Source organism: Saccharospirillum sp. (assembly GCF_040881935.1).
Classification (GTDB): Bacteria; Pseudomonadota; Gammaproteobacteria; order Pseudomonadales; family Natronospirillaceae; genus Saccharospirillum.
In genome coordinates, this window is sequence record NZ_JBBECH010000053.1 from 68,491 (window position 1) to 83,728 (window position 15,238).

A 15,238-nucleotide genomic window follows, 5' to 3' on the forward strand; every position below is an offset into this window, starting at 1 on the left:
GTGTCGTATTTTAAACTGCAGTAGCGTTCAGAACCTTTTGCAACCAGGCTGAGATCTCGCTGATCTCGGCCTGGTTCACACTGTGTTCCATTGGGTAGGTCTGGTATTCCGGCACATAGCCGTTCTCGGTCAGCGCCGCAACGGCCTGGCGTCCCAACACCTCCGGCACGACCGGATCCATCACCCCGTGACACACCAGAATGGGCAGTGACTGATTGGCCACTGAACGTTTGACGGTTTTTTGCGTGGCGAAGTAAGTTGAGAGCGCCATCAGGCCCCCGAGTGGCTCCGCATGTCGCAAGGCGCATTCATAAGCCACCGCCCCGCCCTGGGAGAAGCCAGCCACTATGATGCGACGACTGTCGATACCCCGGCTGCGTTCGCGTTCGATAAAGACATCGATGGCCGAGGCTGACGCCTCCAGTTGCGGCGTATCCACTTTCCGGTCGATCGACATTTCCAGAATGTCGTACCAGGCAGGCATTACGAAGCCGCCGTTGATCGTGACCGGAATCTGCGGCGCGTGCGGGAAGATAAACCGAACCGACATCGACGCTGGCAACTGCAGTTCCGGGACAATGGGTTCAAAATCGTGGCCGTCTGCTCCCAGGCCGTGCAACCAGATGACCGTTGCATCGGGTTGATCGCCAGTTTCCACTTCCAGCGCTGGTAACAGTTGGGATGTCTGTTCAGATGTCAATGCCATGCAAGTACGCCTCGTTTATACACATTTTCGATCAGTATACCGCCTTGAGTCTCTGGGCGCAGAAGCGCAGACAAACCTGGCTCCCACTGGCGGTTACCAGTCGGTTCAGTGGCATGCTACCAGCCCGGCGCAGCCACTCTGAAAGAGAATAATGGCGGTCTCCTGTGATCCGGTGGGTTTCTTATCTTTTCATTGCCAGAGTGTCAATCTGACGCGATTCCGGCTATATTTCCGTAATAATAAGAACCTCAGTTGCCCCATGAACACACCTGCACTCTATGCCGCGGTAGACCTCGGCTCGAACAGCTTCCATCTGGTGATCATGAAATCGGATGGGCACTCGCTGCAATCGGTGGATTGCAAACGCCAGCTGGTGCGTCTCGCGGCGGGTGTCGATATCAGCACCGGCCGACTCAATCGCGATACCAAAACCCGTGCTTTGCGCTGCCTGGCCCAATTCAGCAATACCCTTAAGAATCTGCCCGATGTTCAGGTGACAGCCGTTGGCACCAGCGCCTTTCGGCAGCTCAGTGGCGACCCGCAGTTTATAAAACGGGCAGAATCAACGCTCGGTCAACCCATCCGGATTCTCAGTGGCGAAGACGAAGCCCATTATATTTACCGGGGTGTTTCCCAGGGGCAACCTGATCAGGATCGGCGCTTTGTACTCGATATTGGCGGTGGAAGCACAGAACTCATCGTTGGCCAGGGTCGCAAACCCGAAGTGGTCGCCAGCCTTGAGCTGGGTTGTGTAACCCTGACCTCCCGCTTTCTGGATCACGATCGGCTCGACCTCAAGCACCTGGCTGAGTGTGAGGCATATGTCGACGAGCAGATTACGGCGATCAAACCCCGCTTTGACGGCCACGACTGGACCGATGTAATGGGTTCTTCGGGCAGCATCAAGGCGGTAAGCTGGGCACTGAGCAATCTGGGCCTAACCAAAGACGGCAGCATTAGCCGGGCACAGCTCGACCGTTTGCACCCGGTACTAACGCAGGCCGACAGCCAACAGCAATTGTCACAGTTACTCGAACTGAACCCAAGGCGAGTGGCCGTTTTCGCGGCTGGCTACATCATATTGCACCGGGTTTTTCACGCCTTCGACATCGACACCATGCGGTTATCATTCAAGGCCATTCGTGAAGGGCTAATCGACGAAATGATTCGGGACGAACTGATGACCCAGCCCATCATTTCATCCGAATCGCAGACTTAAATGCTTTTAATTTTGGCGTTTGCAATAAACTGAGTGTCAGGCGCCGGGTGTACCTTTCTGGGGTAGTCTGAAGCATGGATGCTTCAGTCTAGGCCCCATGGATGGGTTCACGCCGACCCCATATAGGTGCACCCGGTGCCTGACACGGATTTCTGGCACCAAGGCAACCCAAACTCCGAAGCTTGGCTATTAAGCTGGTTCCGCCACCTTAGCCTTGTCTTCAACCGGTGAAGGCACATCGGACCGAATCAGATGATCGAAGGCGCTCAGGGCAGCAGTGGCACCGGCGCCCATAGAGATAACGATCTGCTTGTACGGCACCGTGGTTGCGTCGCCAGCGGCGAAGACGCCCGACATTGAGGTCTCACCCCGCGCATTGATTTCAATTTCACCAAAGCGGGTTAATGCCAGTTCACTGCCCTTGAGCCACTCGGTATTAGGTACCAGTCCGATCTGAACGAACACACCGGCCAGTTCAACCGAGTGCATTTCACCGCTGACTCGATCTTTGTACTGCAACGACGTCACTGTTTTGCCATTGCCAAGTACTTCGGTTGTCTGGGCATTGGTGATGATGTCGATGTTGTTCATCGACCGCGCCTTACGCTGTAATACGTCATCGGCGCGCAGTGTGTCGGCGAATTCCAGCACGGTGACGTGACTGACAATACCAGCCAGATCAATCGCCGCCTCAATACCAGAGTTGCCGCCGCCGATTACTGCGACATGCTTGCCCTTATAGAAGGGGCCGTCGCAATGCGGGCAATAGGCTACGCCCTTGTTACGGTACTCTGCTTCGCCGGGCACGCCCAGTTCACGCCAGCGTGCACCCGGGGCCAGAATGACCGAACGGCTCGACAGCCTCGCGCCGCTTTCCAGCGCCAGTTGCAACTGACCATCGCGTTTCAGTTCGGCGGCGCGCTGACCAGTGATCAGATCCACACCGTATTCTTTGACGTGCTGTTCCAGACCGGCGGTCAGCTTCGGGCCTTCGGTGTAAGGTACCGATATGAAGTTTTCGATGCCGACGGTGTCCATCACCTGGCCACCGAATTTTTCAGCAACCAGACCGGTACGAATGCCTTTGCGAGCGGCATAGATCGCTGCGGCAGCGCCTGCCGGTCCACCGCCTACAATCAGAACCTCGTATGGCTCACGCCCATTCAGCGCTTCGGCCTGGCGTTCAGCGGCACCGGTGTCGAGCTTGGCGACGATGTCGGTCAGCGTCATCCGGCCCTGGCCGAAATGCTCGCCATTCAGATAGACCGACGGTACCGCCATGATCTGGCGTTCGTCGACTTCGTCCTGAAACAGGGCGCCATCGATCATCTCGTGGGTGATGTTCGGGTTCAGTGTTGCCATCAGGTTCAGCGCTTGAACCACATCCGGACAGTTCTGGCACGAAAGCGAAATGTAGGTCTCGAAATGGAACGCGCCGGTCAGGGCGCGCACCTGATCCAGTACCTCAGTGTCAGCTTTGGAGGGGTGGCCACCGGCCTGCAGCAGCGCCAAAACCAGTGAGGTGAATTCGTGGCCCATCGGAATACCGGCAAAGCTCACCCGGGGTGTTTCACCCACCGGAGCAATCGCCATACTCGGTGTCCGCTGGCCCTGATGCTGGCCGCGACTGATGTTGCCAGAGAGCTCAATGATCTCAGTAGCCAGCGCGTCCAGTTCGTTTGATTTGGTCGAGTCGTCGGTGGACACACTGACTTCGATTGGGGTCACAATCTTTTGCAGGTAGGTGTCCAATTGCTGTTTTAGAGTGGCATCCAACATCGGTGTGTCCTGTTAATAAGAGGGAGTAAAACGAGGGGTAGGTACTTAATAAAAAGGGGCGTACCCGCCCCCTGTGATCCATAAGCAAAACTTTTTCACTGTTCGTTTTGCCGGCGAGTTCGGAACGTCTCGCATGGACCACCAGTGAAGGTCGATCTGGTTATTCAGTCATCGGGCTCGGCTTAGATCTTGCCAACCAGGTCCAGTGACGGAGCCAGCGTTTCTTCGCCTTCTTTCCACTTGGCCGGGCAGACTTCGCCAGGGTGCGCAGCGATGTACTGAGCCGCCTTGATCTTACGCAGCAGTTCACTGGCGTCGCGACCGATGCCGCCGTCGGTGATTTCAACCACGCGGATAACGCCTTCAGGGTCAATCACAAAGGTAGCGCGATCAGCAATACCGTCTTCTTCGATCATGACATTCAGGCTGCGCGTCAGCTTGCCCGTCGGGTCTGCAATCATCGGGTACTGGATCTTGTTGATGGTTTCAGACGAATCGTGCCAGGCTTTGTGGGTGAAGTGAGTGTCGGTAGACACTGAATACACTTCTACTCCGCGCTTCTGGAACTCGTCGTAGTTGTCGGCCAGGTCGCCCAGTTCAGTCGGGCAGACAAAGGTAAAATCGGCCGGATAGAAGAACAGAACCGCCCACTTACCCTTCAGGGTCGCTTCGGTGACTTCAACGAATTCGCCGTTGTGAAAGGCTTGAGCGGTGAAAGGCGTCAGCTCAGAATTAATATAACGTGCCATGGATAGGAACTCCCCAGTGTATGAATGTAACGGTTAGAAACGATACGGCGGTAAGCCGACTACGGAACCCATACTATGAGTAGTTCGGTGACAATTAAACAGCCCAGTAACAATCACGTTGATAGCTTCAGGCAATACTTTCAAGAATATCGATTAATTTTGATGCAGGAACGGAAGGTTCACCCCGGGGCGGGGCACCGGCAGGCATGTTTTGAGGGAAAAACCACGCTGTTGCATGGCCCGGATCATCTGTTGGCGTAATGCACTCATGGTTAATTCTCCTCTGGTGCGACCCGTCATGGGCCGAGAGGAGTATTAACACTGAGCCCGATTTTGCCTGAAAAGTCTAAGCAAGGTGGCCGCCGACGCCCCCAGATACGCTCAAACGCAGGGCTAACGTACAAAAAGGTGCCATCCTTTTCGGTCAACCGGAACACTTCATTAACCTGTTCCGCCAATTGCTGGAACCGGCGATCACTGTCTTCACGGATACGGTGAATTTGATTCTGCTCCAGGGTCAATCTAATCAGACTGATGTCAGGGTCACCACTCTGGTTTCGGGGTCACAGGGTGACCGGACCACCCTTGTCGATCGCGACTTGATAGGCCGGCCGGGCACGCAAGCGCTCAAGATACGCTGCCAAAGCAGGGTAAGCGTCTCCGAGGCCATAACGGCTTGCTGCCGCTTCAATCGGATAGCTGAGCTGAATGTCGGCGCAGGTAAAGCGGTTGGCAACCAGCCAGTCATGTTGCTGCAAATGATCATTCAACACCTGGAGCTGGGTATCCACCTGCGGCTGAATGAAGCTGCGAATTACGTTACGAGTAATGCTTTTTGCCACCGGTTTTGCAAAGAATGGCATGCGCGATTTGGGCACCCGACGAAACACCAGCGTCATCACTAGCAAGGGCATCAGTGTGCCTTCTGCATAATGCAACCAGTACAAATATTCGGCTCGGGCGGGGTCAGTCGCTGGCACTGAAAATCCTTTCTCTGCATGCTGTTCCGCCAACCATTCCAGAATGGCTCCGGACTCTGCCAATGTCATGCCATCCGATGTAATTACCGGTGATTTTCCCAGCGGATGCACGGCTTTTAACTCAGTCGGAGCTAGCATGGTTCTGGGGTTGCGCTGATAAGTTTTTAACTCGTACTCCAGTCCCAACTCTTCCAGTAACCAAAGCACCCGGTGAGAGCGGGATTTTTCCAGGTGATGAACCGTCAACATACTTGAGTGACTCCTGACTGATGCAAACCAAAAAATAAAAAAGCCAGCTGGCACTGGCTTGCTAAATCACATTTTCACGCTTGATTAGGTTACCGCCCAGCGCTGGCTGCCGCGAATGCCTGACAGCAAAGCCAACCGACCAGCCCTGCCTTAAAAAGTAACCAGGTACGATTCGATTTGCTCCAGGTCACTTTCTGACAACTGACCGGCTGACTGTTTCAGCAGCAGGCCGCTGATCACATAGTCATATCGGGCATTGGCGAAATCCTGGCGGGCCGCAAATACGGCTTGCTGGGCGTTCAACACTTCAACAATGTTCCGGGTACCCACTTCGTAGCCCACTTCAGTAGCTTGCAGTGCGCTCTCGCGGGATTCAACCACACGAGCCTGGGCATCGATATTCTGTGCCGCAGTGCGCAATTGGCGATAATAAGTACCGACCTGAATACGGGTATTGCGCTTCAACTGTTCAAGCCGCTGCTCGGCGATGTTGTTCTGCAAGCCGGTCGAAACGATCTGCGCCGAAGTCGCGCCCCCGGTGTACAGCGGAACCGTCAGCGACAGGCCGATTGAACTGCCTAGCCGCTCGTCAAAGTCGATGCCATTGCTGGTGTTGTCGCTGTAACTGACCGACGCATTGGCACTAAGCACTGGCAGTCGGTTATTGCGACGGGCCTGCAGTTCGCGCTCACCAGATTCCAACCCCTTTTGAGCAGCCAGAATGCTGGGATGATTTTCCAGGGCATAGTTAATCCAGCGGTCCTGACCATTCTCTACCGGCATACTAATCGGCAAGCGGGTACCAATGGCCATCACCGAATCCGGCACTTCACCAGTCAACACCGACAGGTTCTGCAAGGCGATGTCATACTCGCTGTTGGCGCTGATCAGGGCTACGCGGGATTGATCGAGCGTCGCCTGGGCGTCCAAAACATCGGTCACGGTGACCAAACCCACTTCATAGCGCTGCTCGGTTTGCTCAGTCTGGCGTTCCACCGCGAGCAATTGCGTTTGGGCCGAATCAAGGCCCTCTTCGGCACGCAACACACTGATGTAAGCTTCAGCAACCCGGACCATCAACGCTTGTTGGGCCGCGACGGTTTCAATGTCAACCCGTGATGCGTTCAATTTTAAGGCTTCATAGGCATCAATGGCGGCCAGGGCAAACAGATTCTGGGACGCCGATACACGCGCTGAGACCGAACTGCAATCCTCAAAGTTTGGACCGAACTGGTAGTCGGTACCCGCACAGCTGCTACCAACATCGTACCCCAGGGACCCATTCACACTGGGCAACAATTCACTGAAACCCGAATCCACCTGCACGGTAGCAACCCGCTGGTTGAGTGACTGGATCGCCAGTTCCGGGTCGTTATCCAGCGCTTGCTGATAGACGTCCATCAGCGACACCTCGGCCCAGGCGCCAACGGATGCCAGTGCCAGGGTGATGCTTGCTATAAATCGATTCACTGCCATTGTTCCTGTCTCATGGTTAAACCTATGTCGGTGTACCCGGGTTTGCACTAGTGATGCTGACGGGCACTGTTCTGGTGTCAAAGCGTGTATTGAACAGCCATCCTCCAGTATCAAACCGCCATTATGCCGCCAGAGGAGACGCTTTACAGTCGGCGCCATAGGGCTTTACGGATTATTGTACCAGTGTGACCCGGCTTGCCCTCAACCAGAAGCCCCAAAAGTCATCATCCCAGCTTCCACCCTCTCAACTCGACGCCGATGCTGACTGTGCCATACTGTCGCGCTACCAAGTCGTCCAGAACCCTATGGGGCCATCTCCAACGGGCCCGAACAACGATGCCGACCTTAAGGATGCCAATGAGCCGTGACACCCTGAATTTCCAACACACTATTGACCAGGTTGAACACCTTTACGAGGGCTTCTACCGCATGGACCGCTATACTCTGACCCACCAGACGTTCGCGGGCCAGACTCTGACCATACAACGCGAACTGATGGACCGCCACGATGCCGTCTGCGTTTTGCCGTTGGATCTGGCTGAAAGCTACGTGGTACTGGTTGAGCAATTCCGGGTCGGCGCCCTGCGTCTGGCCAACCCCTGGCTGTTGGAACTGGTGGCTGGGCTGATTGACAAGGACGAAGTGCCCGAACAGGTTGCCCGCCGCGAGGCCGTAGAGGAAGCCGGGGTTGAACTGGGGCGCCTGCACCCCATCACCCAATACCTGCCCTCGCCGGGGGGCACTAATGAACGCGTCTTCCTCTATGTTGGCGAGGTCGACAGTCGCGGCGTTGGCGGCATACACGGCCTTGATGAAGAAGGCGAAGACATACGCGTGCATCGCGTACCGCTGGAACAGGCCTTCGCCTGGTGCAGGGACGGCACCATCAACAACGCCGCCAGCCTGATCGCCCTGCAATGGGTACAACTGAATCTGGAATGGCTGACTGACCACTGGTCTGCCACACCCTGAACACCACACTCTGAACTAACACCTGAGACACCCGAGGCCATCGCCACCTTGATCAACAAACGCTACATCCCGGATCTGCCGGAGCAAAACGCCCTGTCCGAGGCCAACTTTTTGCGCCTGGAGCGGCTGCTCGGTGATATGAGCAAGAGTCACTACGCCTTTCAATGGGACTGCAAGGGGCAGGCACCGGTACGTGTGCGGATCGAGGTGCAAGAGCGTTTCAAGTTCACCACCACCCTGACGCTGAGCAAGGAAAACCCGGCCCTACCCGAGCCCCTGAATCAGGTTCAGCTGACGCTACGCATGTATCACGATGCGCGCATGGCTGAAGTCGTCACCTGGGCCAAGGGCAAGCAGATGTCGGGGGTTTATCCCTATCCGAACGAGCAAATGTACCAGGTTGACGAAAAAGCCCAGGCCAATGTGTACCTCGGTGAATGGCTGGCTCATCTGATGCAGCATGGTGCCACCGCCGAACAATGGCAGCCCGCGTCACCGGAACGGTAAGAGAACAGTCACCCTACTGCGCTGGAAGCGGGCTCAAAAAGAGAGCCAGGTCGCGAAATGCACAGGGCGTGTTACATTTAGCGCAGGCTTTGTGTAAAAATGGATTTATAACCGTTGACTGCGGATTGAGATGTTGAAACAGCAGATATTACATGTGGTGCAAATCACGGACAGCCATCTTCATGCCAGCCAGGAAGGCACACTGCTGGGCATGAACACCCTGAATAGCCTCGACTTGGTGCTTGATCGTGTGGTCGCAGAACGGCCGGAGATCGACGTTGTGCTCGCCACCGGCGACATAGCCCAGGACGGCTCGGTAGGCGCCTACACCACCTTCATCGGGCGACTGGATCGCCTTGGCGCACCAGTCTACTGGACAGCGGGCAACCACGACGACCGCGACCACATGGACCAGGCCCTGGCACTGATCGGACGCCCCTCCATGGCGCGAAGCGTCTTTACTACGGACGACTGGGTCATTGTATTGATCGACAGCACCGTACCCGGCAAGGTCTACGGCCACCTGGCAGCCGATCAACTGGCCCTGCTCGACCGGACCCTGACCCAGCACAGCGACAAACACGCCCTGGTAACCTTTCACCATCACCCCAAATCCATGGACAGCCATTGGATCGATAAAATCGGCATTAACAATGAAGCTGACCTGATGGCAGTGCTGAGTCGGCATAACAACGTCCGCGCCCTGCTCTGGGGGCATGTACACCAGCACAGTGACGAAGTACACGATGGCCTGCGCTACATTTCGACCCCCTCAACCTGTGTTCAGTTCAAACCCAAAAGTCAAAATTTCGCGATCGACACCGAAGGCCCCGGTTACCGCTGGCTCGATTTACACGCCGATGGCAACATCGACACCGGCCTGACGCGAATTGAAGGCATCGATTTCGAGATCGACTACAGCGTCAAAGGGTACTGACCGGATAACGGCTGCGCACTACACCCTAGAGATTCATGGCAACATCCTGAATTCGAACTCCGAAACTTGAGCCACTGATAACCCTGGTAGAGACATTGGGTGTGAGACAGTACACTAAGCCAATTCCCATTCAGCCCCTTCCTGGCTGACCCATAGAAGACAGTTCGCACGACAGCATTATGAGGCACTCCCGAGCATGAGTCAGAGCAAATATTCGGCCGACGCCATTGAAGTCCTGATGGGCCTGGATCCGGTGCGCAAGCGCCCCGGCATGTACACCGACACCACCCGTCCCAACCACCTGGCCCAGGAAGTCATCGACAACAGCGTCGACGAAGCCATCGGCGGTTATGCCACCAGTATGGAGGTGGTACTGTACAAAGACGGCTCCTTGTCGGTCGCCGACAACGGCCGTGGCATGCCGGTGGATATTCACCCCGAACACGGCGTACCCGGCATCGAACTGATCATGACCCGGTTGCACGCCGGCGGTAAGTTCTCCGGCAAGAACTACCAGTTCTCAGGCGGCTTGCACGGGGTCGGCATCTCGGTGGTCAATGCCCTGTCGACGTTGCTGGAAGTATCGGTTAAACGCGATGGCAAGCTGTACCGCATGGGCTTCGCCAACGGCGACAAAGCTTCGGACCTCGAAGAAATTGGCACCTGTGCCAAGCGCGACACCGGCACCACGGTGCGCTTCATGCCCGACCCCAAATACTTCGACAGCGGCAAGTTCCTCGCCAGCCGGCTGCGCCATGTGCTGCGTGCCAAGGCGGTGCTGTGCCCCGGCCTGAAAGTTACCTTCTACAACGAAGAAAAAGACGAAACCGACGCCTGGCACTACGAAGACGGCCTGCGCGATTACCTGCACAATGCCACGGTTGTTTACGACCCCTTGCCTACCGAACCCTTTACGGGCTCTTTCAGCAGTGAAGACGAGGCGGTCGACTGGGCCGTGCAATGGCTGCCCGAAGGCGGCGAAGGCGTGCAGGAAAGCTACGTCAACCTGATCCCGACCGCGCTCGGCGGCACCCACGTCAATGGCCTGCGCCAGGGGCTGCTCGATGCACTGCGTGACTTTTGCGAATACCGCAACCTGCTGCCGCGTGGCGTCAAACTGAGCCCGGAAGATGTCTGGGACAAATGTCATTATGTACTGTCATTCAAATTGCGCGATCCGCAGTTTTCCGGCCAAACCAAAGAGCGGTTGTCATCGCGCCAGGCCTCAGCTTTTATTTCCGGCGTAGTCAAAGATGCCTTCAGCCTCTGGCTAAACCAGCACACTGACATTGCCGAACAAATCGCCGAACTGGTGGTCAGCAATGCACAAAGCCGTCTCAAGCAGGCCAAAAAAGTCGCGCGTAAAAAAGTCACCCAGGGCCCTGCCCTGCCTGGCAAACTGGCCGACTGCTCCGGCCGTGAAACCAGCCGAAGCGAGCTGTTTCTGGTAGAAGGCGATTCGGCCGGCGGCTCCGCCAAACAAGCCCGCGACCGCACCTTTCAGGCGATCATGCCGTTGCGCGGTAAGATCCTGAACAGCTGGGAAGTCGCCAGCGATGAACTGCTCGCCAGCGAAGAAATCCACAACATCGCCATCGCTCTCGGCGTCGACCCGGACACCGACAACCTCGAAGGCCTGCGCTACGGCAAGGTCTGCATCCTCGCCGATGCCGACTCCGATGGCCTACACATCTGTACCCTGCTGTGCGCCCTGTTTATGCGTCATTTCCGGGCCCTGGTCGATAACGGCCACGTCTACGTCGCAATGCCACCCCTGTACCGCATCGATATCGGCAAGGAAACCTACTACGCCCTCGATAACGACGAACGCGACGGCATCCTCGATCGCATCAAAGCCGAGAAAAAACGCGGCAAAGTCCAGGTCACCCGGTTCAAGGGCCTGGGCGAAATGAACCCGCTGCAACTGCGCGAAACCACCATGGACCCCAACACCCGGCGCCTGGTGCAACTGCGCATCGACGACAACGAGGCCGACGCCGCCGTCGAGATGATGGACATGCTGCTGGCCAAAAAACGCTCCGGCGACCGCAAAACCTGGCTCGAATCCAAAGGGAACCTGGCCGACATCGCCGTTTGACGATTACTTTTTTCGATTTCAGTAGAAGTTTGAACAATGAGACCAAAGGCTGAACAAACTGAATGATTTGCTGAATAAAATTTTATTGAGTGTAAATACACTTAGACTGCCAATATTGTTCAACTCTCAATACAAATGTTGCTGAAATTCCACAAAAACCTCCCGAATTTGGCCTGCCGGGCCAAGTTCGCGAACGGCATCCCCCAGGCTGTGGTATTTCAGTTCAATCAACTGTGGCAGTTTGTCGGTTGAAAGCTCACCCACGCCACGCGCGACATAGTGGTCGAGCACGAAACGCAGAAAGTCCTGTTGCTGGTAGTCGTGGCCCTGAAAGATGGCTGCCCGGTGTGAATCCACCCGTTCGGCACGGGTGACCGGGGCCTGATTAAACGCGATGTAGGCCAGTACATCATAGAGGTCGCTGTTCTGGGCCTCGATCAGCTTGCCCACCTCAGCCAGTTGCACCACGCCGAAGCCCTTTTCTTCGAGCCCTTCCAGTAATTTGCGGCGGGTATCCGGCCGGCCCCACACGGCACGCAACTCATCTTCATCAGCAAACAGCGCCGGCAACTCGCCAAATAGCCGCTGGATAAACTCGGCAGCGGAGATAGGCTTGCCATCCGGACTCCAAAAGCTAGTGGCGCTCATATGCTGGATGGTGCGCGCTTTGCCGTCGGCCAGCTTCACTTTTACTTTGCGACGTTTCTCGCACACGCAGGGTTGTTCGCCACAAACCTCGCAAGGTTCAGGCGGTTCCTTCTCGCACTGGCACGGGCGCTCTCCACACACCGGGCAGGGCTTTGGCGGTTCGATGGCACAGATACAGGGCTGTTGCCCACAGGTGGCGCAGGGTTCCGGCGCCAACGGTTCGCCATCCCACTCCGGGTCGTTGAAGTGTTCGTAGGCCTTCACAAAATCAAAGATCGTGAAATAATCCTTGCCGTCATACAGACGGGTACCGCGACCGATGATCTGCTTGAACTCGATCATCGAATTCACCGGCCGCATCAGCACGATGTTGCGCACATTGCGGGCATCCACCCCAGTGGAAAGTTTCTGCGAGGTGGTCAGTATAGTGGGAATGGTTTTCTCGTTATCCTGAAACTGCTTCAGGAAACGCTCGCCCTCGGCGCCGTCGTTGGCGGTCACGCGCTCACAGTAGTGCGGATCACGGTTGGTCTTCATCTGGTTGATAAGATCACGCACCGCCAGCGCGTGAACCTGGGTAGCGCAGAAAACCAGCGTCTTCTCGCGTTGGTCGATCTGTTCCATGAACACCCTGACCCGGTACTGCTCACGCTCACGGATCTCGATCACTCGGTTGAAGTCGTCCTCGGTGTAACGTTTACCTTCCTCGATGTCACCCTCGATGACCTGGTCGTCGGAGGTATAAACATAATCATCCAGGGTTGTAGCGATCTGGCGCACCCGGAACGGCGTCAGGAAGCCATCGTTGATGCCTTCCTTGAGCGAATACACATAGGCTGGCTCTCCAAAGTAGGCATAGGTATCAGCGTTGTGCTTGCGCTTGGGCGTGGCGGTCAGGCCCAGCTGCACGGCGGGTGCAAAATAATCCAGAATACCGCGCCAGTTGCTCTCGTCGTTAGCGCCACCCCTATGGCACTCGTCAATGACGATAAAATCAAAGAAGTCAGACGGGTAGTCGCCGAAGTTTGGCGCCGGGCTGCCGTCGGCATCGCGCCCGGTCATGAAGGTCTGGAAGATGGTGAAAAACACATTGCCGTTCTTTGGCACCCGACCCTTTTTGCGGATGGTTTCCGGGTCGATGCGCACCAGCGCATCCTCGGGAAAGGCGGAGAAATCATTGAACGCCTGGTTGGCGAGGATATTGCGATCGGCCAGAAACAGGATACGTGGCTGGCGTGCCGGCTCGCCATTTGCCCGCGCCGCCAGGCTCCAGCGAGCGTGGAACAGCTTCCAGGCGATTTGAAAAGCAATGGCCGTCTTGCCGGTGCCGGTGGCCAGGGTCAGCAATATGCGCTCACGCCCGGCCGCAATCGCCTCCAGTGCCTGGTTGATGGCGTTGTGCTGGTAATAACGTGGTTGCCAAAAGCCGCCCTTGTCCTCGAACGGCACTGCCCCGAAGCGCTCGCGCCAGGTATTCACGGCCTCGTCCGCATCGCCAAAGGTCTCAGCCCAGAGTTCGTCGGGCGTGGGATAGCCCGCCACCTCGCCTTCGGCGCCGGTTTCCATGTCAATTCGGTAAATGCCATCGCCGTTGGTCGAGTAAGCAAACCGGGCTTGCAGGCGCTCGGCGTAGCGCTTGGCCTGGGCCAGCCCTTCAGTCACCGGTAGGCTGCGTTTCTTAGCTTCTATTACCGCCAACTTCTGGCCGCGGTAGATCAGCACATAGTCGGCGATGTCCTGCTTCGCCCGCTTGCCTGCGCCCTGTAACCGGCCCAGAGTAATCATCTCGCGCCGCACCCGGCTGGCGTCCACCACCCCCCAGCCCGCTGCCTTCAGGGCCGGGTCGATCAGCTCGGCGCGAGTCTCGGCTTCATTGAGAGTGGCTTTGTTCACTCGTTTTCCTCCGCCAGCATATTCATGATCAGACGAATCATGGTCTCCTTGTTGGCCGGGTCGGATTCGGCCACCAACAGGGTCAGTGCAGCCAACCCCACATCATTGATCACCGGCTCACCGGCCGCGTTCAGCAAGCGGCCATTGCGATGCAGGAAATCCACGAACAGGAAGGCTGCACTGCGTTTGTTACCGTCAGAGAACGGATGATTCTTGATCACAAAATACAACAAATGGGCGGCCTTGGCTTCCACACTGGGGTAGGCCGGCTCACCGAACACGGTCTGATCCAGATTACCCAGCAACGAGGCCAGGCCATCACCTCGGTCGCGGGCGAACAACTCGGTGGCCTCACCCCGCGCCATCAACTCGGATTTCAGGCCGTCCAGAGAGGTTCGTGCTTCTGCCAATGACGGCAACGTGCCGCCGAGCTGGGCCTGTGGATCGGCCAACAGCCCCTCGTCGTAGCGTTGCAGCAGCAGAAAGGTCTGCGCATAGCGGCTGACAATGTCCACCAGCCCACGACCACTGTCGGTGTCCAAAGCGGGGCTCTGAGCGGCCTTGCGCACCAGTGCCAGCGCCGCTTCCAGCTCGCGGGCGTTTTCTTCAAAGCGCTGTTGATTCAGGGTCCAGCCCCGGGTCAGGTGCTCGCGCAGAATGCGGGTGGCCCATTGGCGGAACTTGACGGCTCGGCGGGAGTTCACTCGGTAGCCGACGGAAATGATGGCGTCGAGATTGTAGTGCTCGATCTGCCTCGCGACCTTTCGCTTACCCTCGATTCGAACGGTTTCCAAAATGGAAACCGTTGCTTCCCGGTCCAGCTCACCGTCCTGATAAATATTCTTCAGGTGCTTGGAAATGGCCGCCTTCTGCACATCGAAGACTGTCGTCATCTGCTCCTGGGTCAACCATACGGTTTCCTGGTCCGCGTCCAGACGTACCTCGACGGACTTGTCGGCATCCTCAAAAATAACGATTGAGTTTTGGGCGTCAGCTGTCACGCGTCCTCCTTATCGGCCATATCC

At 56.7% G+C, this 15,238-nt stretch carries 13 protein-coding genes; 5 read left to right on the forward strand and 8 right to left on the reverse strand.

The window, feature by feature from the left end:
* Positions 1 to 10 precede the first annotated feature (10 nt).
* Positions 11 to 706, reverse strand: a complete 696-nt coding sequence (locus tag WEB54_RS09415) for an alpha/beta hydrolase (protein WP_368054101.1) — start codon at positions 704 to 706, stop codon at positions 11 to 13.
* Between the two features lie 259 nt (positions 707 to 965).
* Between WEB54_RS09415 and WEB54_RS09420 the strand changes: the two genes are divergently transcribed.
* A complete protein-coding gene (locus WEB54_RS09420; protein ID WP_368054103.1) occupies positions 966 to 1,925 on the forward strand; it encodes a hypothetical protein in 960 nt (319 codons plus the stop codon).
* A gap of 189 nt (positions 1,926 to 2,114) precedes the next feature.
* On the opposite strand, the gene ahpF is transcribed toward WEB54_RS09420, so the two are convergent.
* The 5 genes from ahpF to WEB54_RS09445 all read right to left on the reverse strand — a co-directional run bounded on the left by ahpF (position 2,115) and on the right by WEB54_RS09445 (position 7,158).
* Positions 2,115 to 3,704, reverse strand: a complete 1,590-nt coding sequence (gene ahpF, locus WEB54_RS09425; RefSeq protein WP_368054105.1) for an alkyl hydroperoxide reductase subunit F — start codon at positions 3,702 to 3,704, stop codon at positions 2,115 to 2,117.
* A 182-nt stretch (positions 3,705 to 3,886) separates the two neighbouring features.
* Positions 3,887 to 4,453 carry an alkyl hydroperoxide reductase subunit C gene (ahpC, locus tag WEB54_RS09430; protein WP_368054107.1) on the reverse strand — a complete coding sequence of 189 codons (567 nt, stop codon included), beginning with the start codon at positions 4,451 to 4,453 and terminating at the stop codon, positions 3,887 to 3,889.
* A 296-nt stretch (positions 4,454 to 4,749) separates the two neighbouring features.
* Complete coding sequence (locus tag WEB54_RS09435; RefSeq protein ID WP_368055251.1) at positions 4,750 to 4,974, reverse strand: PAS domain S-box protein; 225 nt, start codon at positions 4,972 to 4,974, stop codon at positions 4,750 to 4,752.
* A gap of 42 nt (positions 4,975 to 5,016) precedes the next feature.
* Positions 5,017 to 5,682, reverse strand: a complete 666-nt coding sequence (locus WEB54_RS09440) for a glutathione S-transferase (protein ID WP_368053387.1) — start codon at positions 5,680 to 5,682, stop codon at positions 5,017 to 5,019.
* 150 nt (positions 5,683 to 5,832) lie between these two features.
* Positions 5,833 to 7,158, reverse strand: a complete 1,326-nt coding sequence (locus WEB54_RS09445; protein ID WP_368055253.1) for a TolC family outer membrane protein — start codon at positions 7,156 to 7,158, stop codon at positions 5,833 to 5,835.
* A 357-nt stretch (positions 7,159 to 7,515) separates the two neighbouring features.
* Here WEB54_RS09445 and WEB54_RS09450 point away from each other — a divergent pair, with 357 nt between their 5' ends.
* From WEB54_RS09450 to parE, 4 genes are all read left to right on the forward strand, one after another.
* The gene (locus WEB54_RS09450) at positions 7,516 to 8,130 is read left to right on the forward strand and encodes an NUDIX domain-containing protein (RefSeq protein WP_368053383.1); all 615 of its coding nucleotides are present in this window, start codon (positions 7,516 to 7,518) and stop codon (positions 8,128 to 8,130) included.
* 48 nt (positions 8,131 to 8,178) lie between these two features.
* Positions 8,179 to 8,637 carry a DUF1249 domain-containing protein gene (locus tag WEB54_RS09455; protein WP_368053381.1) on the forward strand — a complete coding sequence of 153 codons (459 nt, stop codon included), beginning with the start codon at positions 8,179 to 8,181 and terminating at the stop codon, positions 8,635 to 8,637.
* Between the two features lie 130 nt (positions 8,638 to 8,767).
* Positions 8,768 to 9,574: a 3',5'-cyclic-AMP phosphodiesterase gene (gene cpdA / locus WEB54_RS09460; RefSeq protein WP_368053379.1), complete on the forward strand. Its 807-nt coding sequence runs from the start codon at positions 8,768 to 8,770 to the stop codon at positions 9,572 to 9,574.
* A gap of 196 nt (positions 9,575 to 9,770) precedes the next feature.
* Positions 9,771 to 11,672 (forward strand): DNA topoisomerase IV subunit B, encoded by a 1,902-nt coding sequence (gene parE, locus WEB54_RS09465; protein ID WP_368053377.1) that lies wholly within the window; start codon positions 9,771 to 9,773, stop codon positions 11,670 to 11,672.
* 126 nt (positions 11,673 to 11,798) lie between these two features.
* On the opposite strand, the gene hsdR is transcribed toward parE, so the two are convergent.
* Together hsdR and rhuM are read right to left on the reverse strand one after the other, a co-directional pair.
* A complete protein-coding gene (gene hsdR, locus WEB54_RS09470; protein WP_368055255.1) occupies positions 11,799 to 14,213 on the reverse strand; it encodes an EcoAI/FtnUII family type I restriction enzme subunit R in 2,415 nt (804 codons plus the stop codon).
* Entirely contained in the window at positions 14,210 to 15,214 is a 1,005-nt protein-coding gene (gene rhuM / locus WEB54_RS09475) for a RhuM family protein (protein ID WP_368055257.1), read from the reverse strand. The genes hsdR and rhuM overlap by 4 nt, the downstream gene beginning before the upstream one ends.
* Between the last annotated feature and the right edge of the window lie 24 nt (positions 15,215 to 15,238).

Coding starts and splice junctions, on each gene's coding strand:
- WEB54_RS09415 (WP_368054101.1), bottom strand. CDS start 706: ATGGCATTGACATCTGAACAGACATCCCAACTGTTACCAGCGCTGGAA.
- WEB54_RS09420 (WP_368054103.1), top strand. CDS start 966: ATGAACACACCTGCACTCTATGCCGCGGTAGACCTCGGCTCGAACAGC.
- ahpF (WP_368054105.1), bottom strand. CDS start 3,704: ATGTTGGATGCCACTCTAAAACAGCAATTGGACACCTACCTGCAAAAG.
- ahpC (WP_368054107.1), bottom strand. CDS start 4,453: ATGGCACGTTATATTAATTCTGAGCTGACGCCTTTCACCGCTCAAGCC.
- WEB54_RS09440 (WP_368053387.1), bottom strand. CDS start 5,682: ATGTTGACGGTTCATCACCTGGAAAAATCCCGCTCTCACCGGGTGCTT.
- WEB54_RS09445 (WP_368055253.1), bottom strand. CDS start 7,158: ATGGCAGTGAATCGATTTATAGCAAGCATCACCCTGGCACTGGCATCC.
- WEB54_RS09450 (WP_368053383.1), top strand. CDS start 7,516: ATGAGCCGTGACACCCTGAATTTCCAACACACTATTGACCAGGTTGAA.
- cpdA (WP_368053379.1), top strand. CDS start 8,768: ATGTTGAAACAGCAGATATTACATGTGGTGCAAATCACGGACAGCCAT.
- parE (WP_368053377.1), top strand. CDS start 9,771: ATGAGTCAGAGCAAATATTCGGCCGACGCCATTGAAGTCCTGATGGGC.